Source organism: Mesorhizobium sangaii (genome assembly GCF_014207355.1).
GTDB lineage: Bacteria > Pseudomonadota > Alphaproteobacteria > Rhizobiales > Rhizobiaceae > Mesorhizobium > Mesorhizobium sangaii.
Window position 1 is genome coordinate 1,029,072 of record NZ_JACHEF010000001.1, and the last position, 23,716, is coordinate 1,052,787.

Consider the following 23,716-nt stretch of genomic DNA (forward strand, 5'->3'; position numbering starts at 1 on the left):
ATTTTTCATATTCATGAAACTGTCAAGCGGAATCCTGCTGGCCTGCTGCGTCAACGCTCCAGTGCATCGAGCAGGCGATACCAGGCGATGGTCGCGGCAACGCCGACCTGCCGGAAGGCGTGGAACGGGATCGGCCGGATCGGCGAGAGCGGGAACGGCAACTGCCTGGCGTCGCCACCGGAAAGATAGGTTGCGATGCGCTCGCCAAGCGCGGTCATCAGACCGACGCCACGACCCTGGCAGCCGACCACGGCGACAAGGCCTTGCTCCGGCTCGTGGATATGCGGCAGGTGGTCCGGCGTCATCGCCACCCGGCCGAACCAGCGCTTCTCGATGGCGACACTGGACAGGCCGGGATAGAGCCGCCGCAGCGCCCGCTCGAGATGCGCCCAGTCACTGGGGCCCGTCGGCAAGGCCATGCGGCCGCGCCCGCCCAGTACCAGACGGCCGTCGGCACTCTTGCGGTAGTAGACGAGGATGCGACGCGAATCCGACACCGCCTGCCCTTCCGGCAGGATCGTGGCCGCCAGCTTGGGCGGCAGCGGTGCCGTGGCGATCTGGAAGGAATGCAGCGGCACGATCGTCTGGGCGAGGCCAGGGATCAAACCGTCCGTATAGGCGTTGGTCGCCAGCACGACCGCCCTTGCCTGCAATTCAGCACCGCTTTCGGTCGAAACACGCCAAACGCCGGCGGCATTGACGAGCCTTGCGACCCTCTGGCGCTCCGCTATCCCGACACCAGCCGCCGCTGCGACCCGGGCGAGTTCCGACGTGTAAGCGAGCGGATCGATGACACCGGCGCGGCGATCGAGCCAGCCGCCGAGATACCCTCGAGCGCCGGTCATCGCGGCGATTTCGGCCTCACTCAAAAGCTTGACGTCGGCACCCCTCGCCCGCCATTGCCGGTCACGATTTGCCGCCGCCTTCAGCGCGGCCTCGGTGTGCGCCGCCTGTATCCAGCCATTGCGGACGAATGGAACCGCCAGTTTTTCATCGCGGATCAGGTCGAACACGGCATTAGCGGTCGAAGCGGCGAAATTGACCAACGCCTCGCCGCGCTCCGGGCCAAAATGCTCGAGCAGCCATTCCGGATCGTATTTCAGGCCGGGAATGACCTGCCCGCCATTGAGCCCGGAAGCGCCCTGCCCGATTTCGCCGGCCTCCAGCACTTGCACCGACATGCCAGAGCGGGCCGCATGCAAGGCCGTCGACAGACCCATGATGCCGCCACCGACAATGACGACATCGGCACGTCCGCCACTGGCAAGCAGCGACTGAAACCTGGAGGCCGCTTGCGGCTTGCGCCAGACGGGATCGGAGAACGGTGCGGGCAAGGGGTCACCTGGATGCGCTGCGATGAATGAAAACTCTAGTCAGAATTTCACGATTTTGAAATAGCGTTGTCAGCTCTGCCATTTGGACCAACGCCAACGGACCGTTCGGGCCTGGTACTTGCCGATCGAACGCAGCGATCCAGATTGGCAACCAACGGGATAGACCTTTGACCGAAATCCGGTGAAAGTGCCGCGCCGATGCGGCCAGCCCGCATTGTCGATCATTTCAGAGGACCGAACGCCATGACCAACCCCACGCACCTGCCTGCTGACGGCCTTTTTCTCGGCCGCGCCAGGAGCAGTGATGTCTCGTATCCGATGGTGGTCACGGTGCGCGATGGTACCGTCGTCGACATTACGTCGAGCACGGCACCGACCGTGCGTGACGTCTGCGATATGCCTGATCCTGCCGGCCATGTGCGGTCGGCCAAGGGCAAACCGATCGGCTCGCTCGACGCCGTCGCCGCCAACAGTTTTGCGGCCAAGCGCGATGCGAACAACCCGTATCTGCTGTCCCCGGTCGACCTCCAGGCGGTCAAGGCCTCGGGCGTCACCTTCGTCGTCAGCCTGCTCGAACGGGTAATCGAGGAACAGGCGCGCGGTTCGGCGGAAAAGGCCGACGCCATCCGCGCCGACATCGCCGGGCTGATTGGCCACGATCTGTCGAAACTCAAGCCCGGTTCGCCGGAGGCGATGGAGATCAAGGCCAAGCTCATCGCGCGCGGCGCCTGGTCGCAATATCTGGAAGTCGGCATCGGTCCCGACGCCGAGATCTTCACCAAGTGCCAGCCGATGGCCTCGGTCGGCTTCGGTGCCGATGTCGGCCTCCACCCGGTGTCGACCTGGAACAATCCCGAGCCCGAGATCGCCATGATCGCCGCCGGCAGCGGCAGGATCGTCGGCGCCACCATCGGCAACGACGTCAATCTGCGCGACGTCGAGGGGCGTTCGGCGCTGTTGCTCGGCAAGGCCAAGGACAACAATGCATCGGCCGCGCTCGGCCCCTTCATCCGCCTGTTCGACGACACATTCTCGATCGATGACGTCAAGCGGGCCGTCGTGCGCCTGAAGGTCGAAGGCGAGGACGGGTTCTCGTTGGAGGGCGCAAGCTCGATGGCCGAGATCAGCCGCTCGCCGGAAGAGCTGGTTGCCGCCGCCATGGGTCCGCACCACCAGTATCCCGACGGGCTGGCGCTCTATCTCGGCACCATGTTCGTGCCGTCGAAGGATCGCGGCGAAAAGGGCAAGGGCTTCACCCACAAGGTCGGCGACATCGTCACGATCTCGTCGGAAAAATTCGGCGCGCTAGTCAACCGGGTGCGGCTGTCGCCCGACTGCCCGCACTGGACCTACGGCGCCAGCCATTTGATGCGCGAACTCGCCGGGGCCAAGCTTATCTAGCCGGCCTCTGGCCGCAAGCCGGCGCCCGTGCCGGCATTCCCACCGCCAAGCTGTGGCGGCTGACGCTGGTGCTGATGGGCGCGATGGTGGAGCTTGCCGGAGTGCGCCGGCGGCGTCGTGACGCCAACCCGCGACCGCCGCGAAAAACCACCGCAACTGATGCAATCTGATGGGACCGTTGATGGCGCCCCGTCAGGCGCCCACTACATCTGCAGATGGAGGCTTGCCATCCGTCGAAAAAGGGAATGCTCTGATGCATCCAACGGCGCTGGCAAAAGACGTGATCCGGCGGTCGCCGGAACAAGGGACGGATTCGGAACTGACCATCTACAACGGGAGGAAATCAAATGCTGACACGGCTAAGACTCGTTCTCTATGGCCTGTTGGTGGCGCTGACGATTGTTCCGGCAGCGGCACAGGCCAAGACGTTCTACTGGATCTCGCATGGCGGCCCGGCCGACCCGGTCTGGACCTACTTCCTGGCCGGCGCCAAACAATGGGCCAAGGACACCGGCAACACCGTCAACACCTCGTTCCACAATGGCGACGTGGCCTCGCAGCAGGAAGCGGTTCGCGCCGCCCTCTCCGCCAAGGCCGATGGCATCGTCACCACCAGCCCCGATCCGGGCAGCCTTGTCGAGATCGTCAAGGAAGCCCGCGCGGCCAACATCCCGATCATCAACTTCAACACGCCCGATCCCAAGGCCAATTTCAACGCCTATGTCGGCGGTGACAATGTCACCTTCGGCAAGCACTGGGCGCAGTATCTGGTCGACAAGGGCCTGGTGAAGAAAGGCGACTTCGTCTGGATGCCGGTCGAGGTCCCCGGCGCCACCTATGGGGTCCAGGAAGAGGAAGGCATCAAGAGCGTCTTCGGTCCTCTCGGCATCACCTATGAGATCACCGAAGCGACGCTCGACCAGGCCGAAGTGATCAACCGCATGGTCGACTACCTCACCGCCAACAAGGCCAAGGTGAAGGCGATCATCGGCCTCGGCGATTTGGTCACCGGCTCAATCAAGCGGGTCTTCGACCAGGTCGGCATCAAGCCGGGTGAAATACCGGTCGTCGGCTGGGGCAACTCGCTCGACACCACCCAGGAAGTGCTGAACGGCTATGTCAATGCCGGCCAGTGGCAGGACCCGCAGGCGACCAGCTATGTCGCGCTCTCCCTGGCCAACATGGCCGCTGCCGGGATTCCTCCGGGCTTCAACGTGATCACCGGCGCGCTCTACGAAAAGGATACCGCCGCGGTCTACGACAAGATCCTTTCCGGCAAATAAGATTCCAAACTCAAACAGTCGCGACTGCCCGGCGGTCGCGACTGACTTCTCCATTTTCGCCGAGCCCTTCGCTGTGCAAGGCTCAGCCTTTCCAATCCTATCGCGGGTTGCTCGTGGAAAATCGTTCACTCATCCAACACCTGATCGCGCGGCCCGAATTCGGCCCCTTGGTGCTGCTCGTCATCGAGATCGCCGTTTTCTGGAGCATCAACCACGACTTCCTATCGCCTCAAAACATCTCCAACACGCTGGCCTTCACGGTCGAACTTGGCCTGATCGCGCTGGCGATGACGCTGTTGATGACGTCTGGCGAGTTCGACCTTTCGGTCGGTTCATTGTTCGGCTTCTCGCCGGTGCTGATGTGGACGTTGTTCAACAGCGGCCTCACGTCGCTGGAAGTCGGCTTTGTCGCAGCGCTGCTGGTCGCGGCCTTCATCGGGCTGGTCAACGGCTGGTTCGTCACACAGCTCAAGATCCCGTCCTTCCTGGTGACGCTCGGCATGCTGCTGGTGGTGCGCGGCACCGCCCTTTTCGTCACCGACGGTTTTCCGCAGCGCACCTGGAGCGCGGAAGGCAGCTGGCTGGCGGAGGCGCTGGTCGGCGACTTCTTCATCGGGCCGTTCCGCATCTACATGTCGCTGTTCTGGTTCATCGCCGCGGCCATCGCGCTCGGCTATGTCCTGACGCAAAGCCGCACCGGCAACTGGATCCAGGCGGCCGGCGGCAATCCCAATGCGGCGCGCGCCCGCGGCGTCAATGTCAGCGGCGTCAAGATCGGCCTGTTCGTCCTGTCATCGCTGATGGCCTCGCTTGCCGGCGTCATCTCTTCGCTGCGCACCTCGGCCGCCAACCCCAACAGCGGCACCGGCTATGAGCTCGAAGTCATCGCCATGGTGGTGATCGGCGGCACGGCGCTGACCGGCGGGCGCGGCACCATCATCGGCACCGTGCTCGGCATCCTGATCCTGCGCGTCATGCGCAACGGCATCGTGCTGATCGGCGTGCCGGGCCTTGCCTACAACATCTTCATCGGCGCTATCATCCTTGGCATGATGGCGCTCCATTCATGGCTGGAACGCCGGCATCAGGCAGGGACTTGAACCATGGCCGAGCCACTGATCCGCATGCAGAACATCCGCAAGTCCTACGGCCGCGTGCAGGCACTCGAGGATGCCAGTTTCCATGTCAATGAACGGGAGATCGTCGGCCTGCTCGGCGACAATGGCGCCGGCAAGTCGACGCTGATCAAGGTGCTCTCGGGTGCCGTTCCGCTGACCAGCGGCGACATCTTCATCCGCGGCAAGAAGGTGAGCTTGCGCAACACCAGCGACGCCATCGCCCACGGCATCGAGACGATCTACCAGGACTCGGCGCTGGTCACGCAATTGTCGATCGCCCGCAATCTGTTCCTCGGGCGCGAGCCGATCAAGCCGCCGCGCTTCCTCAACCGGATGGACCAGGACGCGATGAACACGGTCGCCCGCGACCTGCTCAAACAGGTTGGCATCTCAAAGAACATCCCGCCGACAACACCGATCGGCTCGCTCTCGGGCGGCGAGCGGCAGGCGGTGGCGATCGCGCGCGCCATGCATTTCGACAGCGACCTCATCATCTTAGACGAGCCGACCAACAATCTTGGCGTCGCCGAAACACAGGGCGTGCTGAGCTTCGTGCGCAGCGCCCGCGATTCCGGTCATTCCTGCATCTTCATCGCCCACAACATCCACCATGTCTTCCAGGTGGTCGACCGCATCGTCGTCATGCGCCGGGGCAAGGTGGTCGCCGACGACATCGACCCGAAGAAGACCAGCGTGGCGGAAGTCGAGCGGATCATCACCGGCATGTCGGACAAGGAAATCCGCGATGCCATCGCCGATGGCAAGCCATCGCACTGAGGCAGATGGCAAGCCATCGCCTGGGAACGCGCGGGGGCCGTCCTGTCGAGGCCGCCGAATGACGGTCCGGCTGATGGGCGGCAATCAGCCGTCACCTCAAATCGCATCGCTGGTCTGGCGCGGCATCGCATCGGCACATAGGGTTGCGGGATGAAAGCCACCGTCTCGGATATCGCCCGCAATTGCGGGCTGTCGACCGCAACGGTCGACAGGGTGCTCAACAACCGGCCAGGTGCGAGTGCCGCCAACCGGCAGCGCGTCATGGAGGCCGCCAAGCAGCTCGGCTACCTGCCGGTCGCCGATCAGGTGACGCTGCCCTCGCGGCCCGCGCATCTCGAATTCCTGCTGCCGATCGGCAGCAATGCGTTCATGCGCGATCTCGCCGGACATATCGAGGACTACGCCGCGCGGCTGCCCCTTGTCGCCTCGTGCCGGATCCACAACCTCGCCGGAATCTCGCCGAACGCGCTGCAGATCGCTGTCGAGAACCTCTCGCTCCGGGCCAATGGCGTCGGTGTCATCGCCGTCGATCATCCGCGCACACGCAACATCCTGCGCGACATCGTCGACGCAGGCATGCGCCTGGTCACGCTGGTGTCGGATGTTCCGGCTGCACCGCGATCGGCCTATGTCGGCATCGACAACCGGGTGGCGGGACGAACGGCGGCGCTGTTGATGGGACGCTTCCTTGGCGGCCGCACCGGCCATCTGGCGATGGTCGTCGGCTCGCGCTCCTATCGCGGCCACGAAGAACGCGAAATGGGTTTCCGCTCGGTGCTCAATGAAGAGTTTCCCAACCTGACCGTCAGCAGCGCCGTCGAGATCAACGACGAGCCTGACGTCAGCTATGCCGAGACCATGAAGGCGCTGCACAACGAGCCCGAACTGCTGGGCATCTATTGCGTCGGCGCCGGACATTCGGGCGTTGCAAAGGCGATCCGGGAACTAAGGCCGAACCGCAAGCCGGTGTTCATCTGTCACGACCTTACCAAGGACACGCGGGGCTACCTCGTCGACGACCTGCTCGATGTCGTCATCGACCAGAATGCCAGGCTGATCGCCGAGCAGTCGGTCATCCGCCTCCTCGGCTCGATTGCATCCTCGGCGCCCTATCTGACGCGGAAGTTCATCGAGCCGCGCTTGATCTTCAGGGAAAACATTCCGGTGCAGTGAAGCTGGCCTGAGCTTTTCTGGTCACACTCGACAACTTTCGCGGGTGATACAGCGAATCTGCACAGCTGCTATGCACGATCCACGATTGCCGAATCATTGGGCAACCCCTAATTTGTAGTTGTCGGCCATCTACTCCTCCCAGATGCGATGCCGACGCTGAGTGGGGTGCACCTCCTCCCGCGCCACACTCGAAATCGAGCCCGCTGCCACCTCCTCCCGGCAGCGGGCTTTTTTCGTTCCAGTCAGTGGCGATTGCAAGCCGCTCACGCAAAAAGCGTGAGGCATCGTTCATTCTCGGGCACGAGATCGAGTGGGGAGCGTAGCTGCTGCCGGGAAGAATTCAGCCGGCCGCCGTGCCCCGAAAGGAGACGATCAATCCTTCAGCCATGCGGACGAACTGCGCGCTGGGGCCTTCCGTACCGACACTTTGAACACTGACACGAGCGCCTTCAAGCAGAAGGGACAGCGTATCGGCGAGCAGCTCGGCCTGGCCGATGCCGGCATCCCTGCACAGCGTGACAAGGCGATCGCGCTGGGCTTCCTTGAGTTCCTTGATCACGCGCCTAGCCGGATGATCTGTGTCGGTCAACTCGATGGCGGCGTTGGCCATGTCGCAGCCGCGACCGTCAGCCGTCAGGCAATCTGCGGCCATGCGAACCCAGGCATGCAATTGCGCCAGCTTGTTGCCGGGATGCTGAACCTCGAATTTCTCCCACATCGCACCAGCCTTGCAGGCGGTGGCGCGCAGGCACTGGATGATGAGGTCATCCTTGGAATCGAAATGACGATAGAGCGTCATCTTGTTGGTTCCGGCGGCCTCAGTGATGGCGTCGATACCGACGCCCTTGATACCATGCTTGTGAAACATGTCCTGCGCCGTCTCCAGGATCCTGTCCCGGGGGCGAACGCGTTCCACAGTGCCGTCTTCCATCAAAACCTCCTTGGTTTCCCAAAAATCCCTCGGTACGCCTCTTGACTAGGGTGTTACCGGTCTGTAACGTCATGAATGTTACTTACTGGTAACACCTATGTCGCCCTTCGTCAATAACAAGGTCGTGAACTGGTCCTGCCAGATCGAGATCGGCCAGAGCGAGATGGGCGAACAATTGCATTTCATGCGGCCTCGGCCGGTGAAGAGATGAAAACGGTTCGTGAGCATGGGCTGCGGATCGACAGACAAGGAGCCGGCCAATGCCACAGCGCCGCGATCTTACCATAGATGAAGCCGTCCGGGATCCGATGATCCGGCTGGTCATGAAAGCAGATGGCGTCGACCCGCGCGCCTTCGAAAGGATGCTGCGCTCGCTCGCCGATGCGCAGCGCAGCGAGATGCCGTTGCTGCGTTCGCTGCAAGAGCCGGGTGACGGCCGCGGCCAAAGGCTGTCCAGGGTTGCCAGCGCCTTCGGCAAGGTAAGAGCGGCCGGGGAGGCGTGCGTGTCGTGGTAAACTTTTTCATCCATCGTCCGATCTTCGCCTCGGCGATCGCCATCATCATGGTGCTCGCCGGGACGATTTGTTATTTCCTGCTGCCCGTTTCGCAGTTTCCCGACATTACACCGCCGCAGGTCGTGGTCAGTGCCCATTACCCGGGCGCCAGCGCGCAGGTGGTGGCCGATACCGTTACGACGCCGCTGGAGCAGCAGATCAACGGCGTGCAAGGCATGACCTATATGTCGTCGACGAGCTCCAATGACGGCTCCTCGACCATCACCATCACCTTCGATGTCGGCTACTCGCTCAGCACTGCCGCCGTCGACGTCCAGAACCGCGTCTCGCAAGCCGCCTCGTCGCTGCCGGCGATCGTCAACCAGGGCGGCGTGACGATCAAGAAACAGAATCCGAACTTCGTCCTCATCGTCAACCTGACCTCGCCCGATAGCTCGGTCGATCCGGTGGCGCTGAGCAACCTCGCCTATCTGCAGGTGGTCGATCCGCTGAAGCGGCTGCCCGGTGTCGGCGACGTGCAGATCTTCGGCGAGCGGCGCTATTCGATGCGCGTCTGGCTCGATCCGGACAAGCTCGCCAATCTCGGCATCACCGCCGTCGACGTCCAGAACGCAATTGCCGAGCAGAACGTCCAGGTGGCGGCCGGCAAGATCGGCCAGTCACCGGCCCCTGCCGGCACCGCCTTCGAGATGCAGGTCAACGCTGTCGGCCGCCTGAGCGATCCCAAGGAGTTCGGCGACATAGTCGTGCGCGCCAACACGGACACCGGCTCGCTGGTGCGGCTGCGCGACGTCGCCCGCATCGAGCTCGGCGCACTGCAATACTCATCGTCGGCCTTCTTCGGCAAGGATCCGACCGTGGTGCTCGCCGTCTACCAGATGCCCGGCTCCAACGCGCTCGATCTGCAGCAGCGCGTCAAGGACAAGATGCAGGAACTGTCGGCCCGTTTCCCGAAGGGCGTCTCCTATGCGATGCACTACGACACGACCCGCTTCGTCTCGGCGTCGATGCATGACGTGCTGATCACGCTCGGTGAAGCGCTGGTCCTCGTCGTCGCCGTGGTGTTCATCTTCCTGCAGAGCTGGCGCACGACGATCATCCCGACCATCGCCATTCCGGTGTCGCTGGTGGCGACGCTCGTCGTCATGGAGATGCTTGGCTTCTCGCTCAACATGCTGAGCCTGCTCGGCATGGTGCTGGCGATCGGCCTGGTCGTCGACGATGCCATCGTGGTGGTCGAGAACGTCGAACGACAGCTGGAGGCCGGACTCAAGCCTCTTGCGGCGACCAAGGCCGCGATGGCCGAGGTCACCGGTCCGATCATCGCCACCACCGCCGTGCTGATGGCGGTGTTCGTGCCGGTCGCCTTCATTCCCGGCGTCTCCGGCAAGCTCTACAACCAGTTCGCACTAACGGTGGCGATCTCGGTCGGCATCTCCGCCTTCAATTCGCTGACGCTCAGCCCCGCGCTCAGTGCCGCCTTCCTGCGGCATCGCCAGCCAACGCAGTTCGTGCTGTTCCGCTGGTTCAACACGGGCTTCGACCGGCTGTCGCACGCCTATGCCCACGGCGTGCGCATTCTCATCCGCTTGCGCTGGATCATGCTTGGCCTGTTTGCAGCCGGACTTGTCGCCACCTATTTCGTCTGGCAGCGCCTGCCCTCGACCTTCCTTCCGGTCGAGGACCAGGGCTACTTCTTCGTCGTCATCCAGTTGCCCGACGGCGCTTCACTGGAGCGCACCGACGCGGTGGCGCAGAAGGCGCGCGACATCCTGCAGGCTACGCCCGGCGTCGACATCGTCGGCTCGATCAGCGGCCTGAACTTCCTGACCAGTGCGGCGCAGTCGAACTCGGCGGTCGAATTCGCTATCCTGAAGCCCTGGGAGGAACGCAGTCCCGACCAGAGCGCGTCGAAGCTCGTCGCCGATGTGCGCGGCAAGCTGCTGCAGATTCCGGAAGCCTTCGCGTTGAGCTTCGATCCGCCCTCTATTCCCGGTATCGGGACCACTGGCGGCTTCGAATTCGTCGTCGAGGATCTCACCGGCCGCGGCAGTTCAGCCCTCAACGACGCGACGCAAGCCGTGATCGCCGAGGCGCGCAAGCAGCCCGAGATCAATCCGCAGCAGCTGTTCTCGCCATTCTCGACTTCGACGCCGCAGTTCAACTACGACCTCGACCGCAGCAAGGCGAAACTGCTCGGCCTCAACCTGCCGGATGTGTTCAACACGCTGCAGATCTATCTCGGCTCGCTCTACGTGAATGATTTCAATCTGTTCGGCCGCACCTTCCGGGTGACCATCCAGGCCGACAAGGATGCACGTGCGGGCGCTGCCGACATTTCCAGGCTCTATGTGCGCAATGCCTCCGGCGGCATGGTGCCGCTGAGCACACTGGGCAAACTCGTGCCATTCGTCGGCCCGGAAACCGTGCCGCACTACAACAACAACGCCTCGGCCTCGATCAATGGCGGCGCCGCACCGGGCTTCTCCTCGGGCCAGGCGGTCGCCGCGATGGAACGGGCCGCCGCCACAGCGCTGCCCAGGGATTTCGGTTTCGAATGGACCGGCATCACCTTCCAGGAACTCAAGGCAGGATCGATCGCGTCCGTCGTCTTCGGCCTCGCAATCGTCTTCGTCTTCCTGATCCTGGCGGCGCAGTATGAGAGCTGGGCGATGCCGTTCATGGTGCTACTGGCGGTGCCGCTCGCTCTGTTCGGCGCGTTCGCCGTGCTGTGGGCACGTGGGATGCAGATCGACGTCTACTCGCAGATCGGCTTCGTCATGCTGATCGGCCTGGCGGCCAAGAACGCCATCCTGATCGTCGAGTTCGCCAGGCGACGACGCGAGGAAGGCCTCAGCATCGTCGACGCGGCGATGGAGGCGGCACGGCTGCGGCTGCGGCCGATCCTGATGACGGCCTTCGCGTTCATCCTCGGCGTGCTGCCGCTGATGTTCGCGACCGGCGCCGGTGCCGCAAGCCGTCAGTCGATCGGCACCACCGTCTTTGGCGGCATGGTCGCGGCCACCATCCTGTCGCTGGTGTTCGTGCCGGTCTTCTACGCGGTCATCGAACAGCTGCGCGAACGCGGTGGCAATGACGAGCCCGCCGCTGACGAACACACTGAACCAACTGCCGAAACCGCCTTCCCTCCCCTGGCGGAAGCGGCCGAATAAGATTGGAGACTAATCATGCGTAAATGGAAAATCGCGTTGGGAACGGCTGTCGCGCTGGGAGCGATCTCGGTGGCCAGCGTCCACCTGCTCGACATGGGCAACGTCAGCCTAAATGCCGGCACCGCTGGTGCGGCGCCCGCCCCGGCGGCGTTCGTCATGCCGGTGCCGGTGGTCAGCGTCGTCAAGAAGACGATCCCGATCTACCTCGACTACGCGGCGCGGACGGAGCCGATCCGCAACATCACCTTGCAGGCCAGGATTCCGGGCTATCTGCAGGAGCAGGCCGCTGCCGACGGTGTCGACGTCCGTCAAGGCGATCTTCTCTACAAGATATCGCCTGATGACTTCCAGGCGGCTCTCGACCAGGCGAAGGCGCAGGTGCAGCGCGACACCGCAACGCTCGACTATGCCCGGTCCAATCTCGGTCGCGGCACCGAGCTTGCCAAGAGCGGCTATCTCGCCAAGGACGGCTTCGACCAGCGCACCAGCACCCTGCGCGAAGCACAGGCGTCGCTGGCGCTCAACCAGGCGGCGGTCCGCACGGCGGAGCTCAATTTGAGCTATGCCGAAATCCGCGCGCCGTTTGCCGGACGCCTGGGTCGCAACCAGGCCTCGGTCGGAACGCTGGTCAGCGTTGCCGGCACCGTGCTCAACACGCTGGTGCAACTCGATCCGATCTACGTCACCTTCAACCCGAGCGAAACGGACCTGGCTGAGATCGAACAGGCTCGTGCGGCCGGTCCAATCGAGGTCGAAGTCCTGCTTCCCGGCGAGACCGAGGCCAGCCAGAAGGGCGAACTCACCTTCATCGACAATACGGTGGACCGTTCGACCGGCACCATCACGGCGCGAGCGACGATCGGCAACGGCAAGTTCACGCTGCTGCCGGGCCAGTATGTTCGCGTCCGGCTACATGTGAAGCAGCAGGCCGATGCGCTGATGGTGCCGCAGACGGCGCTGGGCTCGAGCCAGCTCGGCAAATATCTCTACGTCGTCGGCAAGGGCAACACGGTCGACCAGCGGCTGGTCTCGCTTGGCCCGACCAGCGGCGACCAGGTGGCGATCCTGACCGGCGTGGCCGAAGGCGATCAGGTGATAACAGGCAATTTGCAGAAGATCGGACCCGGAATGCCGATTTCTCCGCTGCCGGAAAAGCCGGCCACCTGAACACCCCCGTCAGGTCCGGCCTTAGCGCGGCGCCCCGACCTTCCCATAGGTCGCGGGCGCCGCTTTCATGAGCAGCTCCACCAGACCGGCGACATCGGCACGATCGGACTTGGCCGGCGGCATGAACGCGCAATAGGGATGCCCGAGGCGAACCGAGACGGATGAGAGCGCGATCAGCCGCCCAGCCTCGAGATCGGCGCGCGCCATGACCCGCTGACCAAGGGCAATGCCGAGACCCAGCCTCGCCGAGGTGATTGCCAGGCTGGACAGGCCGACGCGCCGCCCATGCGACGGGTCGGGCGAGCGACTGCCGCCGGATGCCGCGAACCAATCGGCCCAGGTCGGGTGCGAGGCGTAGTTCGGCCCCCAATTGGTGTGGATGAACAGGCTTTCATGCAGGTCCGCCAGACCTGGATCGCCATTGCCGTGCCGGCGCCAGAATTCAGGCGCGCAGACCGGCAAGACGTCATCATGGATAAGCCGCATGAGCTTCAATCCGGGATAGTGATAGTCGCCATAGCTGATGCGCAGGTCGATGTTCTGGCGCATCAGGTCGACCGGATCGTCCTCGACCCGGACATCGATCGCCATCTGCGGGAAGGCATCGAGAAGCACGGCGAGCTTCGGCGCCAGCCACAGTTCAGCCAGCGAAAACGGCACGCTGACGACAAGGCGCGTCCGCAAGCCGCCTTCCAGCATGCGCCGGCCGATCGCCGCTATGTCGCCCAGCGCCCGCGCGGTTTGCGGATAGATGGCGTCACCGGCGTCGGTCAGCGCGATGCGGTTGCCGCTGCGCACGAACAGTTGCTTGCCGAACCAGGTTTCGAGGTTGCGTATCTGCTGGCTCACCGCCGCCGAGGACACGCCAAGCTCGGTCGCAGCCAGGGTAAAGCTGCCAGCGCGCGCCGCGACCTCGAAGGCCTTGATCGCATTCAGCGGAGGCAGCCGTTCCACATCGATCTTCCCAAAGTTTTTCTTGCCCAATCCTAATTATTTTCCGTGTTGAGAGAAAGATTTTTTTGCCGCCTCATAGGCCCAGAACCTCGGAGCCCATGACTATGACCATGACCATGAAAGACATCCTCGATCTCGACCGCTATCCGCTCGACCGCGAAGGCAGCGCCGAATGGAAGCGCCTCGTCGACCAATCGATCGCCGCACTCGAAGCCGACGGCATGTTCAACCTCGAGGGGTTTCTGCGGCCCGGCATCGCTGAAAAGGCCGTGCGGGAAATCCAGCCGGTCATGGCCACACGGTCGCATGAACACAAACGGATGCACAACATCTACTTCAAGCCTGACATTCCCGAACTCGCGCCTGACCATCCGGCGTTGCGCAAGGTCGAGACCATCAGCCACACCGTCTGTGCCGACCAGATCCCAGGCAGCGTCGTGCTCGCCATCTACGAATACGAACCGCTGCTGCGCTTCCTTGCGGCGGCGATGGACAAGGCCAGCCTGCATGTCATGCAGGATCCGCTGGCGCGCACCAACGTGATGGCCTATCGCGCCGGCGAGGCACTCAACTGGCATTTCGACCGTTCGGAATTCACCACGACCCTCCTGCTGCAGCAGTCGCAACGCGGCGGCGACCTCGAATACCGGACGGACCTGCGGTCGGACGACAATCCGAACTATGACGGCGTCGCCAGACTGCTCGAGGGGCGCGACCCCGAAGCCAAGATCCTGCGCATGAAGCCGGGCACACTCAACGTCTTTTGCGGCAAGAACACCGCGCATCGCGTCACCACCGTGGAAGGCGAGCGCGAGCGCATGATCGCGGTGTTCTCCTACTACGAGAAGCCAGGTGTGATGTTCAGCGCCGGGGAAAGGGTCGGCTTCTACGGCCGCGCGGCTTGAGGCCGAAGAGGCAGATATGCCAGCGGTGCACAAGAATCCGAAATTGACCTCTTGTTAGATTGTCGACAATCTGATTGTCTTGCTCTCGGTTTCCTTGGGAGCGGCCGAATGGCGAAAGTGGATTTCAGTCCGATTGCGGATACGACGCGGCGCGCCGAGATCGTCGCGCTGCTGCGGCGCGCGATCCTGACCGGCCAGTTGGAACCAGGCCAGAAACTCAACGAGATCCGGATCTCCGAACAGATGCGGGTCAGCCGCGCGCCACTGCGCGAGGCGATGCGCGAGTTGGTGCAGGAAGGCATCCTGACCAGCATTCCCTATGCCGGCACCTTCGTCGTCGATGTCACCGCCAAGGACATCGACGATGCGTATTCGCTCAACAAGGTGCTCGACGAATTCGCCATCGAGCGCACCTGGCCGCTGCGCGACCAGCGTTTCTTCGATGAGCTTGACCAGCGCCACGAGGCGGTGAAACAGGCGACCCGCAACCGCGACACCACCCGCCAGATCGAAACGGCGCTGCAACTGCATGGCCTGATCTACGAATGGGCCGACAATTCGGTGCTGCTGGAAACCTGGCAGCGGTTGACCAGCCGGCTGCAGATGTATTTCGCCCTGCACCAGCAGGCCCGCAACGAAGCGGTGCCGGCCGAAGACGTTCACGAGACCTATGTGTCGCTGCTCAAAGGTGCCGACATGCGCGCTGCCCAGCGCCATGCCCGCGAGCATATCGACCTCGATTTCGAGGAGCTTCTTTCCTACGCGCGCAATCTCGAACAGCGCCCGTCGAAAGGCGACTGACCCGTTCCTCACCACCGCAGACAATGGACAGACACGTGCAGATCGAAACCATCAAAGCCTACCATGTCGTGCAGCCCTTCGTGGACGGGCCCTACCGCATGTCGAAAGGACGCGTTGCCGACGCCTTCGACGCGGTGATCGTCGCCATCACCTCGGATAGCGGGATCACCGGCTGGGGCGAGATGGCGCCGCTCGGCAATTTCTACTCGCCCGCCTTCGCGGCCGGCGTTCGAGCCGGCGTGGTCGAGATCGCGCCCCATCTCATCAGCCACGATCCGCGCGGACTGGCCACCATCGGCCGGCTGATGGATACGGTGTTCAAGGGTCATCCCTACATCAAGTCGGCGCTCGACATGGCCTGCTGGGACCTTGCCGCGCGCGCCGCCGACGTGCCGCTGGTGACACTGCTCGGCGGCCGGGAGAGCGAGACGGCGGAGCTGTACAAGGTCGTCACCCACGGCAGCGTCGAGGCCATGGCGGCATTGGCCAAGCGCATTGTCAAGGATGGCTTCCATCGGCTGCAGGTCAAGGTCGGCGGCAATGTCCATGACGACATCGAGCGTGTGACGGCGGTCGCCGCTTCGGTGCCGAAAGGCACGGTGATCTTCTGCGACGCCAATGCCGGCTGGACGCCCTACCAGGCGCGCCAGTTCGCCGACGCGACGCGGGCCATCGACTACACGTTCGAGCAGCCCTGCACGACGATCGACGAATGCATGTCGGTGCGCCGTTCGCTCGACAAGCCGATGGTGCTCGACGAATCCGTCGCCTCGCTCGACGACATGCTCGACATCCATCGCAAGGGTGCCGCCGACGGGCTGACTTTGAAGATCTCGCGGCTTGGCGGCGTGACGAAGACGCGGCAGATCCGCGATCTCGCCGTCGACCTCGGCTTCATGATCACCGTCGAGGACACCGGCGGCGCCGAGATCGACACTGCGGCGATGGCGCATCTGTCGCTGTCGACACCTGAAGAACGCCGCCTGCACGCGATCGCGTTCCACGAATGGGTGACGGTGCGCACGGCGTCGAACAAGCCGCCGGTCACCGGCAGCCGCATGGGCATTCCGGATGGACCCGGCCTCGGCATCGACGTCGTTCCCGACCTGCTTGGCGCCCCGTTCTTCGAAATCGGCGGCTGAGATGAAAATCCGCGGCATCAAGGCCACGCCGATCAACCTTCGCCTCGAGGCGCCATACGCCTGGGTGTTCGGCGAACTTGATGGGTTCTCGCCGACCATCGTCGAGGTCGAGACCGAGGATGGGCTGATCGGCCTCGGCGAGGCGCCGACACCGGCGGCCGCCGCGATCATCAATGATGTCCTGGCGCCGCGCCTCGTCGGCCGCGATGCCTTCGACATCGCCGGCGCCGAGAATGTCTGCCTGCCCTACTGGACCGGCGTCCAGTCGATCAACGACCGCACCCGCATCATGGCCTTCGGCGCCATCGAGATGGCGTTCTGGGATCTACGCGGCAAGGCGTGGAACCAGCCGCTCTACCAGCTGCTCGGCGGCGCCGTGCGCAAGGACATCCCGTTCACGGACTATTTTTCGCTGCGCGGCGACGGACCAAAGGTCAAGGGCGAGACGACGCCGGAAGAGGTCGCCGATTACTGCGTCGAGCTGCACGAGACCCATGGGACAACCTTCTTCGAAGGCAAGTTTTCGACGCAGGATCCAAAAGTCTCGCTGAAAATGGTCGAGCTGATCCGCGAAAGACTTGGCGACGATGCGATGATCCGCATCGATTCCAACCAGGCCTATTCGCTGGCGACAGCGCGTCGGCTGGCACGACCGCTGGAGGAGCTGGGCGTGCGCAATTGGGAGGATCCGGTGGCGACCATCGAGGAGATGCGCGAACTGCGGCGCCACTGTTCGATCCCGTTCTCGACCCACAACATCGACATTGCGCGCGCCATGGACATGAAAGTGCCGGACGCTTTCGTCGGCAACCCGACGACGCATGGCGGCATCGGACGCATGCTGCGCTTCGTCGGCGCCTGCGAGCATGCCGGCATCGATTACTGGTGCTACAGCGGCGACAGCGGCATCGGCAGCGCGGCCTATCTGCATCTGTGCGCGGCACTTGGCTGGATCAGGGAGCCCAACCAGTCGCTGTTTCGCATGCTGCCGATGGATGTCACCGAGGAAGGGCCGTTTTCGCCGAAGAACAACGTCGTGCGCGTGCCGGAAGGCCCCGGTCTCGGTGTCACGTTGTCACGAGAAAACCTCGCTGCCTGTCACAGAGACTTTATCGAGAAAGGACCGTGCAACAAGTATCATGACCCGGCAAAGCCCGGAACCTATCGCCGTTTGCCGCTGAACTAGATGACGGGCAAGCGACCAAGAAACGAGAAGCCAACCGCCGCGACTTCGGTCGGGAAGGTTGGACAAAGACGGGTGAAAGCAGTGCAGCGAGGAATCCGGCGCATCCACGCCAAGGACTGGATGGACCGGACAAAATCGCATGCTACAGTCCCGGTCGACAGGCTCTCTGGCGGCCGGAAAATGGAGCTATCCGCAAAATTCGTCAGCCATAAGATCAGCCATAAGAACATAGGGGAAAGGGTAAAAACCCATGAGCAAGAATTATCACATTCTCGACCTGATCCGGCGCAACCGTTCGCCGCTTGAAAATCACCTGATCGATGGCCTTGTCGACGGCAGGGTCAGCCGCCGCGACTTCATCCGTCACGGCAGCCTGCTTGGCCTGTCGCTGCCGCTGCTTGGCCGCATCGGCGCGGCAGCCGGCCTCGGCGGCATGCCGTCGCTGGCGCGCGCCCAGGGCACGCCCGGCGCCACCATCCGCATCGCCAGCAGCGTGCCGGCGGCAACGATCGACCCGGTTACCATTGCCGACGCCGGCGGCCTGCTGATCATGCAGCAGGTTGCCGAGTTCCTCTGCATCGACGGACCCGACCTCGTGCTGCAGCCGGCGCTGGCCGAAAGCTGGAAGCCGAACGACAACGGCACGGTGTGGACCTTCAAGCTGCGCAAGGGCGTGAAATTCCACAGCGGCGGCGAGATGAAGGCCGACGACGTCGTGGCCAGCATCGACCGCCTTGCCGACCCGGCAAACTCGTCCAACGCGCTGTCGGTGTTCAACGGCATCCTACAGAAGGGCGCCAGCAAGAAGGTCGACGACTACACGGTGGAGTTCCACCTCGACGCTCCGAACGGCAACTTCCCCTACATGCTGTCGTCCGACAACTACAACGCCGTCATCATCCCGGCGAGCTACAAGGGCGAGTACGAGAAGAGCTTCGACGGCACCGGGCCGTTCAAGATCGAGAAGTACACGGCAAAGGTCGGCGCCTCCTTCGTCCGCAACGAAGACTATTGGGGCACCAAGGCGTTGCCGGAGCGCACCGAGTTCACCTTCTTTACCGACACGCAGCCGCAAATCCTGGCACTGCAGGGCGGACAGGTCGACATCATCAACCAGTTGCCGGTGCTGTCCGGTGTCGCGCTGCTGAACGATCCGAATGTCGACATCATCAGCCTGAAGTCGGTCGCTCACCAGCAACTGCATATGCGCTGCGATTCGGACCCGTTCAAGGACCCGCGCGTGCGCCGTGCCATCGCACTCAGCCTCGACCGTGAGAAGCTGGTTGCCGGCCTGATGAAAGGCCGGGCTTCACCAGGCAATGACAGCCCGTTCGCCCCGGCCTACCCATCGACCGATACGAGCGTGCCGCAGCGCAAGCAGGATATCGCCCAGGCCAAGCAGTTGATGGAAGCGGCAGGCGCCGGCAAGGGCTTCAAGGTGACGCTGACCACCGAGCGCTATCTGGAAATCCCCGAATACGCCCAGCTGATCCAGAACTGGGTCAAGGAGATCGGCATCGAGCTGGAACTCAATATCCTCGACCAGGGCGGCTATTACGGAGACGCGGTGTTCGGCAAGTCGAACTGGCTGGATTCGGTGATGGGCATCACCGACTATGGCCATCGCGGAGTGCCGAATGTCTATCTTGCAGCACCGCTGAAGAGCGACGGCACCTGGAACGCGGCGCATTTCAAGAACAAGGACTACGACACGCTGGCGACCAGCTACATCGCCGCACTCGACCTCGAGGCGCAGAAGGCGACGGCAGGCAAGATCCAGAACCTGCTGCTCGAAGAAACGCCGGTCATCTTCGGCTATTTCTACGACTATTTGACAGCGACCGCGAAAGGCGTGGCCGGCGTGCAGCCGACCGCGATGTCGCAGCTGTTCCTCGACAAGGCATCGAAGGCCTGAACGGAAAGGGAAAGCCAATCCTGTAACAGCCAGCTCCCTGACGGGGGCTGGCTCCACAAGGAGACTTAGCCATTCTCTCCTTCCTTGCCCGGCGTGTCTCGCTGTCGCTGGTGACGCTGTTCCTGCTCAGCATCATGGTGTTCCTGGGCGGCCAGGTGCTGCCCGGCAATGTCGGACGCGCCATATTGGGCCCATTTGCCGACCAGCGCGCCGTCGACGCGCTCAATCACACGCTCGGTGTCGATCGCCCGCTGCTGGCGCAGTACTGGGGCTGGATCTCGAACTTCGTCCAGGGCGACATGGGCACCTCCTATATCTTCCGCTCGCCGGTCGCGCCCTTCGTCATCGATGCGCTCGGCAATTCGATGAAGCTGGCGGCGGTCGCCTTCGTGCTGGTGGTGCCGATCGGCATCCTCGGCGGCGTCGTTGCCGCGCTCAACCTCAACCGGCCGCTCGACCGCATCATCAGCCTTGGCGGCCTGTCGGTGACGGTGCTGCCCGAATTCGTCACCGGCATCATCCTGATCCTGATTTTCGGCGTCTGGCTGCGCTGGCTGCCGATATCGGCCGCCTGGCCGCGCAATGCCGGCTTTTTCACCCAGCTCTACTACCTGATCCTGCCTTCGCTGCCGCTGTTCCTGGTGCTGTTCGGCTATATCGCCCGCATGGCGCGTTCCGGCATGATCGAGGCGCTCGATTCCGACTACACGCGAACAGCGGTGCTCAAGGGCCTGCCATGGCGCACGGTGATCTGGCGGCATGTGCTGCGCAACGCGCTGTTGCCGACCATCACCGTCATCGCGACGCAGACCGGCTATCTCATCGGCGGCCTCGTCGTGATCGAGACGCTGTTCCGCTACCAGGGCATCGGCTCGCTGATCTTCACCGCGGCACGCGGCAAGGATTTCCCGATGCTGGAATCGGGAATTCTCACCATCGGCATCGTCTATGCGGTGGCGACGCTTGTCGCCGACTTCCTCTATTCCGTGCTCAATCCGCGCATCCGGCTGGGGTCAGATCAATGAGCGCCGTCCAGACCACCTCCCCCACTCCCGACGACACGCGCAGGCGCGGCCCGTTGGCGGAGGTGCTGTTGTCGCTGCTGCGCTCCGGCACCTTCCTGACCGGTTTCGCCATCGTGATGTTCTGGGTGGCCTGCGCCCTGTTCGGCGAGCATTTCGCGCCTTACGACCCGCTTGCCGACGACATCATCAACGCGCTCGCGCCGCCTTCGGCCGAACACTGGTTCGGCACTGACCAGATCGGCCGCGACGTCTTCTCGCGCGTCATCGTCGGCTCGCGCGATATCTTGACCGTCGCCCCGCTGGCGACCTTGCTGGCGACAGTGGCCGGCACGGCGCTCGGCCTGCTCACCGGCTATTTTCGCGGCCTCGTCGACGACGTCGTCAGCCGCATCCTCGAAGCCTTCATGGCGATCCCGGTGGTCATCGTTGCGCTTTTGGCCATCGTTGCGCTCGGCACGTCCAAGACGACGGTCATCGTCGTCATCGGCCTGAGTTTCGCGCCGATCATCGCGCGCACGGTGCGCTCCGCGGTGCTTGCCGAGCGCGAACTCGACTATGTCGCCGCCGCACAGCTTCGGCACGAAAGTGCCGTGCATACGATGTTCGTCGAGATCCTGCCCAACGTCATCCCGCCGATCCTGGTCGAGACCACCGTACGGCTCGGCTATGCTATTTTCGCGGTTGCCACGCTCTCTTTCATGGGCTTCGGCATCCAGCCGCCCTCGCCCGACTGGGGGCTGTCGATCTCCAACAATTACGGCATGATCGGCGGCGGTTTCTGGTGGACGGTGCTGTTCGACGCGCTGGCCATCGCCTCGCTGGTGATTGGCGTCAATCTGGCGGCCGACGGCGTTCACGGAGCGCTCAATGACTAGATCCGCCAAGGCAGAAAACGCGCTCGAACTCAGAGACCTGTCGGTCGCCTACCGCGTTGCCGGCCGCAACCGCGCGGTGCTGCGCAACCTTAGCCTCAACATAGGCCAGGGCGAAGCCTACGGGCTGGTCGGCGAGTCCGGTTGCGGCAAATCCACCGTGGCGCTCACCGTCGTGCGCTATCTGCCGCGAAACGGTTCGATCACGGGCGGCGCGATCTCGCTCGACGGCCAGGACGTCATGAAGCTGGATGCCGAGGCGCTCAGGCGGGCGCGGGCCGAAAGCGTCTCCATGGTCTACCAGGATCCGGGCAAGGCGCTGAACCCGTCGATCCGCGTCGGCCGCCAGCTGACCGAGATTTTTGAACTTGGCGGCATAACAAGCAAGGCGGCCGAGGATCGCGCGATTGCCATGCTGAACCGCGTGCGCATCTCCGATCCGACAAGCGTCATGCAACGCTACCCGCACCAGCTTTCCGGCGGCATGCAGCAGCGCGTGGCGATTGCCATGGCGCTGGCCAACGATCCGTCGATGCTGATCCTCGACGAGCCGACGACCGGCCTCGATGCGACGGTGGAAGCCGAAGTGCTCGACCTGATCGCGCAGCTCCGGCAGGAACTGTCGGCGTCGATCCTGTTCATCAGCCACAACCTCGCGGTCGTCTCCAACATGTGCGACCGGGTCGGTGTGCTCTATGCCGGCATGCTGGTGGAGGAAGGGCCGACCGAGGTCGTGTTCAACGATCCGCGCCATCCCTATACGGTGGCGCTGCTGCGCTGCCTGCCGCGCGGCGGTCAGCGCAAGGACCAGGGTCGGCTCGACACCATTCCAGGCTTCCTGCCCGGCATCGGTGCCGACATCAAGGGCTGTGCGTTCGCCGACCGTTGCGCGCTCGCCGACGACCGCTGCCGCAGCGAATTGCCGCCGCTCTACGATCTAGGCGGCCGGCTGTCGCGCTGCTTCTATCACGAGAAGGCGCAGGCGTTGCCGCGCGCAACCCCGAGCGATGTCGCGCCCACGCCAAAGGCGGCAGCCGTGCCGGTGCTGCGCGTCGCCGGGCTGAACAAGACCTATTCCAGCCATGGCCACGCGCTGCGCGCCGTGAAGGACGTTTCGCTCGATTTGCGCCCGGGCGAAACGCTTGGGCTGGTCGGCGAGTCCGGCAGCGGCAAGACGACCTTCGCCAGGCTGCTGCTCGGCCTTGTGCCGCCGGATGACGGCGGCACGATCGTGCTCGAAGGCAAGGCGCTGGCGCCGCGGCTGGAAAACCGCAGCGACGACCAGATCAAGGCGATGCAGATCGTCTTCCAGAATCCGGACTCGGCACTCAACCGCTCGCACTCGATCCGGCACCTGATCGGCCGCGCACTGAAGCGGCTTGCGGGCTTGAGCGGCAAGGCGCTGGAGGCTCGGCTCAACGACCTCGTCCGTTCAGTCCGGTTGACCGACCGGCATCTTGCCGTCAAGCCACGCCAGCTCTCTGGCGGCCTGAAGCAGCGCGTCGCCATTGCGCGCGCCTTCGCCGGCGACCCGCGCATCGTCGTGTGCGACGAGCCGACCTCGGCGCTCGACGTGTCGGTGCAGGCGGCGATCCTCAACCTGCTGGCCGACCTGCAGTCGAAGGAAGACGTCAGCTACATCTTCATCTCGCATGATCTTGCCGTTGTGCGTTACCTCTCGGACAAGATCGCCGTGCTCTATCTCGGCCGCATCATGGAACTCGGACCGTCGGAAGACGTCTTTTCCGGCCCGCATCATCCCTATACCGAAGCACTGCTGTCGGCCGTGCCCAAGCTCGATCAGACCGAAACGGCGCGCATTCGCCTCGACGGCGAAATCCCCAGCGCCACCAACCCGCCGTCGGGCTGCGTGTTCCACACGCGCTGCCCGCGCAAGATCGGTGCGATCTGCGAGCAGCAGGAACCGCCGCTTAGCGAAGCGCAGCCCGGCCACTCGATCCGCTGCCATATCCCCTACGAGGAACTGGCACGGCTGCAGAAGGACGTGGTGACCGAACCGGCGTAGCGGGCATGGCCATGGATA

At 63.7% G+C, this 23,716-nt stretch carries 19 protein-coding genes; 16 read left to right on the forward strand and 3 right to left on the reverse strand.

Annotated elements, in window-relative coordinates; translation table 11 throughout:
• Nucleotides 1-50 precede the first annotated feature (50 nt).
• Nucleotides 51-1,334 carry an NAD(P)/FAD-dependent oxidoreductase gene (locus HNQ71_RS05200; protein WP_184871475.1) on the reverse strand — a complete coding sequence of 428 codons (1,284 nt, stop codon included), beginning with the start codon at nt 1,332-1,334 and terminating at the stop codon, nt 51-53.
• A 243-nt stretch (nt 1,335-1,577) separates the two neighbouring features.
• Between HNQ71_RS05200 and HNQ71_RS05205 the strand changes: the two genes are divergently transcribed.
• The 5 genes from HNQ71_RS05205 to HNQ71_RS05225 all read left to right on the forward strand — a co-directional run bounded on the left by HNQ71_RS05205 (nt 1,578) and on the right by HNQ71_RS05225 (nt 7,086).
• The gene (locus HNQ71_RS05205) at nt 1,578-2,735 is read left to right on the forward strand and encodes a fumarylacetoacetate hydrolase family protein (protein ID WP_184871476.1); all 1,158 of its coding nucleotides are present in this window, start codon (nt 1,578-1,580) and stop codon (nt 2,733-2,735) included.
• A 347-nt stretch (nt 2,736-3,082) separates the two neighbouring features.
• Nucleotides 3,083-4,018: a substrate-binding domain-containing protein gene (locus HNQ71_RS05210; RefSeq protein ID WP_095091864.1), complete on the forward strand. Its 936-nt coding sequence runs from the start codon at nt 3,083-3,085 to the stop codon at nt 4,016-4,018.
• Nucleotides 4,019-4,131: 113 nt separating this feature from the next.
• The gene (locus HNQ71_RS05215; RefSeq protein WP_095091975.1) at nt 4,132-5,118 is read left to right on the forward strand and encodes an ABC transporter permease; all 987 of its coding nucleotides are present in this window, start codon (nt 4,132-4,134) and stop codon (nt 5,116-5,118) included.
• Between the two features lie 3 nt (nt 5,119-5,121).
• Nucleotides 5,122-5,913: an ATP-binding cassette domain-containing protein gene (locus HNQ71_RS05220; protein WP_184871477.1), complete on the forward strand. Its 792-nt coding sequence runs from the start codon at nt 5,122-5,124 to the stop codon at nt 5,911-5,913.
• 150 nt (nt 5,914-6,063) lie between these two features.
• Nucleotides 6,064-7,086: a LacI family DNA-binding transcriptional regulator gene (locus tag HNQ71_RS05225; RefSeq protein ID WP_184871478.1), complete on the forward strand. Its 1,023-nt coding sequence runs from the start codon at nt 6,064-6,066 to the stop codon at nt 7,084-7,086.
• A gap of 340 nt (nt 7,087-7,426) precedes the next feature.
• On the opposite strand, the gene HNQ71_RS05230 is transcribed toward HNQ71_RS05225, so the two are convergent.
• The gene (locus HNQ71_RS05230) at nt 7,427-8,017 is read right to left on the reverse strand and encodes a TetR/AcrR family transcriptional regulator (protein ID WP_184871479.1); all 591 of its coding nucleotides are present in this window, start codon (nt 8,015-8,017) and stop codon (nt 7,427-7,429) included.
• Nucleotides 8,018-8,277: 260 nt separating this feature from the next.
• On the opposite strand from HNQ71_RS05230, the gene HNQ71_RS05235 reads away from it, so the two are divergent.
• From HNQ71_RS05235 to HNQ71_RS05245, 3 genes are read left to right on the forward strand one after another with little or no spacing between them, the layout of a single operon-like run.
• Entirely contained in the window at nt 8,278-8,532 is a 255-nt protein-coding gene (locus HNQ71_RS05235) for a hypothetical protein (protein WP_184871480.1), read from the forward strand.
• Nucleotides 8,526-11,705: a multidrug efflux RND transporter permease subunit gene (locus tag HNQ71_RS05240; RefSeq protein WP_184871481.1), complete on the forward strand. Its 3,180-nt coding sequence runs from the start codon at nt 8,526-8,528 to the stop codon at nt 11,703-11,705. The genes HNQ71_RS05235 and HNQ71_RS05240 overlap by 7 nt, the downstream gene beginning before the upstream one ends.
• A gap of 15 nt (nt 11,706-11,720) precedes the next feature.
• Nucleotides 11,721-12,872, forward strand: a complete 1,152-nt coding sequence (locus tag HNQ71_RS05245; protein WP_184871482.1) for an efflux RND transporter periplasmic adaptor subunit — start codon at nt 11,721-11,723, stop codon at nt 12,870-12,872.
• Between the two features lie 21 nt (nt 12,873-12,893).
• On the opposite strand, the gene HNQ71_RS05250 is transcribed toward HNQ71_RS05245, so the two are convergent.
• Complete coding sequence (locus HNQ71_RS05250) at nt 12,894-13,826, reverse strand: LysR substrate-binding domain-containing protein (protein ID WP_184871483.1); 933 nt, start codon at nt 13,824-13,826, stop codon at nt 12,894-12,896.
• Between the two features lie 104 nt (nt 13,827-13,930).
• Here HNQ71_RS05250 and HNQ71_RS05255 point away from each other — a divergent pair, with 104 nt between their 5' ends.
• The 8 genes from HNQ71_RS05255 (at nt 13,931) to HNQ71_RS05290 (ending at nt 23,698) form a co-directional block, all read left to right on the forward strand.
• A complete protein-coding gene (locus tag HNQ71_RS05255; RefSeq protein WP_246461198.1) occupies nt 13,931-14,731 on the forward strand; it encodes a HalD/BesD family halogenase in 801 nt (266 codons plus the stop codon).
• Between the two features lie 108 nt (nt 14,732-14,839).
• Complete coding sequence (locus tag HNQ71_RS05260; protein WP_184871484.1) at nt 14,840-15,532, forward strand: GntR family transcriptional regulator; 693 nt, start codon at nt 14,840-14,842, stop codon at nt 15,530-15,532.
• Between the two features lie 35 nt (nt 15,533-15,567).
• Nucleotides 15,568-16,674 carry an enolase C-terminal domain-like protein gene (locus tag HNQ71_RS05265; protein WP_184871485.1) on the forward strand — a complete coding sequence of 369 codons (1,107 nt, stop codon included), beginning with the start codon at nt 15,568-15,570 and terminating at the stop codon, nt 16,672-16,674.
• A gap of 1 nt (nt 16,675) precedes the next feature.
• Nucleotides 16,676-17,860, forward strand: a complete 1,185-nt coding sequence (locus HNQ71_RS05270; protein WP_184871486.1) for a mandelate racemase/muconate lactonizing enzyme family protein — start codon at nt 16,676-16,678, stop codon at nt 17,858-17,860.
• Between the two features lie 250 nt (nt 17,861-18,110).
• The gene (locus tag HNQ71_RS05275) at nt 18,111-19,775 is read left to right on the forward strand and encodes an ABC transporter substrate-binding protein (RefSeq protein WP_184871487.1); all 1,665 of its coding nucleotides are present in this window, start codon (nt 18,111-18,113) and stop codon (nt 19,773-19,775) included.
• 71 nt (nt 19,776-19,846) lie between these two features.
• Nucleotides 19,847-20,800: an ABC transporter permease subunit gene (locus HNQ71_RS05280; protein ID WP_184872244.1), complete on the forward strand. Its 954-nt coding sequence runs from the start codon at nt 19,847-19,849 to the stop codon at nt 20,798-20,800.
• Nucleotides 20,797-21,675, forward strand: coding sequence for an ABC transporter permease (locus HNQ71_RS05285; protein ID WP_184871488.1), 879 nt, complete (start codon nt 20,797-20,799; stop codon nt 21,673-21,675). The genes HNQ71_RS05280 and HNQ71_RS05285 overlap by 4 nt, the downstream gene beginning before the upstream one ends.
• Nucleotides 21,668-23,698, forward strand: coding sequence for a dipeptide ABC transporter ATP-binding protein (locus HNQ71_RS05290; protein WP_184871489.1), 2,031 nt, complete (start codon nt 21,668-21,670; stop codon nt 23,696-23,698). The genes HNQ71_RS05285 and HNQ71_RS05290 overlap by 8 nt, the downstream gene beginning before the upstream one ends.
• The last annotated feature ends 18 nt before the right edge of the window (nt 23,699-23,716 follow it).

Coding starts and splice junctions, on each gene's coding strand:
- HNQ71_RS05205 (WP_184871476.1), top strand. CDS start 1,578: ATGACCAACCCCACGCACCTGCCTGCTGACGGCCTTTTTCTCGGCCGC.
- HNQ71_RS05210 (WP_095091864.1), top strand. CDS start 3,083: ATGCTGACACGGCTAAGACTCGTTCTCTATGGCCTGTTGGTGGCGCTG.
- HNQ71_RS05220 (WP_184871477.1), top strand. CDS start 5,122: ATGGCCGAGCCACTGATCCGCATGCAGAACATCCGCAAGTCCTACGGC.
- HNQ71_RS05225 (WP_184871478.1), top strand. CDS start 6,064: ATGAAAGCCACCGTCTCGGATATCGCCCGCAATTGCGGGCTGTCGACC.
- HNQ71_RS05230 (WP_184871479.1), bottom strand. CDS start 8,017: ATGGAAGACGGCACTGTGGAACGCGTTCGCCCCCGGGACAGGATCCTG.
- HNQ71_RS05235 (WP_184871480.1), top strand. CDS start 8,278: ATGCCACAGCGCCGCGATCTTACCATAGATGAAGCCGTCCGGGATCCG.
- HNQ71_RS05245 (WP_184871482.1), top strand. CDS start 11,721: ATGCGTAAATGGAAAATCGCGTTGGGAACGGCTGTCGCGCTGGGAGCG.
- HNQ71_RS05255 (WP_246461198.1), top strand. CDS start 13,931: ATGACCATGACCATGAAAGACATCCTCGATCTCGACCGCTATCCGCTC.
- HNQ71_RS05260 (WP_184871484.1), top strand. CDS start 14,840: ATGGCGAAAGTGGATTTCAGTCCGATTGCGGATACGACGCGGCGCGCC.
- HNQ71_RS05270 (WP_184871486.1), top strand. CDS start 16,676: ATGAAAATCCGCGGCATCAAGGCCACGCCGATCAACCTTCGCCTCGAG.
- HNQ71_RS05275 (WP_184871487.1), top strand. CDS start 18,111: ATGAGCAAGAATTATCACATTCTCGACCTGATCCGGCGCAACCGTTCG.
- HNQ71_RS05285 (WP_184871488.1), top strand. CDS start 20,797: ATGAGCGCCGTCCAGACCACCTCCCCCACTCCCGACGACACGCGCAGG.
- HNQ71_RS05290 (WP_184871489.1), top strand. CDS start 21,668: ATGACTAGATCCGCCAAGGCAGAAAACGCGCTCGAACTCAGAGACCTG.